The sequence below is a fragment of the Streptomyces sp. UNOB3_S3 genome, from assembly GCF_020740895.1.
GTDB lineage: Bacteria > Actinomycetota > Actinomycetes > Streptomycetales > Streptomycetaceae > Streptomyces.
On the sequence record NZ_JAILXP010000655.1, the window covers coordinates 1 to 1,756 of the forward strand.

Sequence of the window (1,756 nt, forward strand, 5' to 3'; positions counted from 1 at the left end):
GGTCCGTCTTGATGCCCGCCAGGACCTCGTCCGCGTGCCGGCGCGCGTCACCCAGCGCCGCCGCCGAAGCCACCGGCACCACGACCTCCAGGTAGCACTTCAGCTTCGGCTCCGTACCGCTCGGCCGCACGATGACCCGCGCCCCCGAGACCGTCCCCGCCTCGTCGCCCGCCAGGGCGTACCGCAGGCCGTCCGTCGGCGGCAGCGACTCCGTGCCCTTGGACAGGTCCTCGGCGGAGACGACGTGCAGCTCGGCCAGGACCACCGGCGGCGCCTCCCGCAGCCGGCGCATCGCCGACGCGATCAGCGACAGGTCCTCCACCCGCACCGACAGCTGGTCCGTGGCGTGCAGCCCGTGCTCGACCGCCAGGTCGTCCAGGAGGTCGCTCAGCGTCCGGTCCGACTGCTTCAGCTCGGCCGCCAGCTCGGCCACGAGCAGCGCGGCCGTGATGCCGTCCTTGTCGCGCACGCCCTCCGGGTCGACGCAGTAGCCCAGCGCCTCCTCGTAGGCGTAGCGCAGGCCGTCCACGCGGGCGAGCCACTTGAAGCCGGTGAGCGTCTCCTCGTACGACGTGCCCGGCGCGCCCGCCGCGATCCGCGACAGCAGCGAGGACGACACGATCGTCGTCGCGAACGAGCCACGGGCGTTCTTGTGCACCAGGTGCTCGGCCAGCAGCGCGCCCACCTCGTCGCCGCGCAGCATGCGCCAGCCCTCGATGTTGTCCGGGTCCGGCACGGCCACGGCGCAGCGGTCCGCGTCGGGGTCGTTGGCGATGATGATGTCGGGCGCGTCGCCCGCCTCCGCGGCCGCGCGGGCCGTCGCGAAGGAGAGGTCCATCGCGCCCGGCTCCTCCGGGTTGGGGAAGGCCACCGTCGGGAAGTCCGGGTCCGGCTCGGCCTGCTCGGCGACGACGACCGGCTCCGGGAAGCCGGCGCGGGCGAACGCGGCGGTCAGGACGGAGCGGCCCACGCCGTGCATGGGCGTGTAGACGACGCGGATGTCACGCGCGGAGCCGTCCGTGAGGACGGCGTCGGTGCGCGCCAGGTAGGCGTCGACGACGTCCTCCTCGCGGAGGACCTCCCAGCCCTCGGACGGGCGCGGGACGTCGTTCAGGCTGGCGATCGCGGCGATCTCGGCGGCGATGCCGGCGTCGGCGGGCGGCACGATCTGGGAGCCGTCGCCGAGGTAGACCTTGTAGCCGTTGTCGCGCGGCGGGTTGTGGCTGGCCGTGACCTCCACGCCGGCGACCGCGCCCAGGTGGCGGATGGCGAAGGCGAGGACGGGCGTGGGCAGCGGGCGCGGCAGCAGCACGGCCTTGAGGCCCGCGCCGACCATGACGGCGGCGGTGTCCAGCGCGAAGTCGGCGGACTTGTGGCGGGCGTCGTAACCGATGACGACGGTGCCGGCTGTGCCATCCCCTGAGGGGGTCCCCTGCTTCTTCAGGTACGCGGCGAGGCCGGCGGCGGCGCGGATGACGACGGTGCGGTTCATGCGCATGGGGCCGGCGCCGATCTCACCGCGGAGGCCGGCGGTGCCGAACTGCAGGGTGCCGGCGAAGCGGGTGCTCAGCTCGGCGAGGTCGCCGGCGTCGATGAGCTTGGCGAGCTCGTCGCGGGTCTCGGGGTCGGGGTCCTCGGCGAGCCAGGTCCGGGCCTGTGCGATGAGGTCTCGCTCCACGGTTTTCCTCCGGAGGTTTCGGGGTGCGGTGCGCCCGCCGTGCGGGTGGGTCGGGGCCGGGGCGGGACGGCCCTTCTG

At 74.4% G+C, this 1,756-nt stretch carries 1 protein-coding gene; it reads right to left on the minus strand.

Going from position 1 to position 1,756, the window contains the following annotated elements; genetic code table 11:
• Positions 1-1,678 (minus strand): phospho-sugar mutase (locus K6I33_RS34750; RefSeq protein WP_229358785.1); only part of this gene is annotated, 1,678 nt, incomplete at its 3' end.
• Positions 1,679-1,756: the final 78 nt, after the last annotated feature.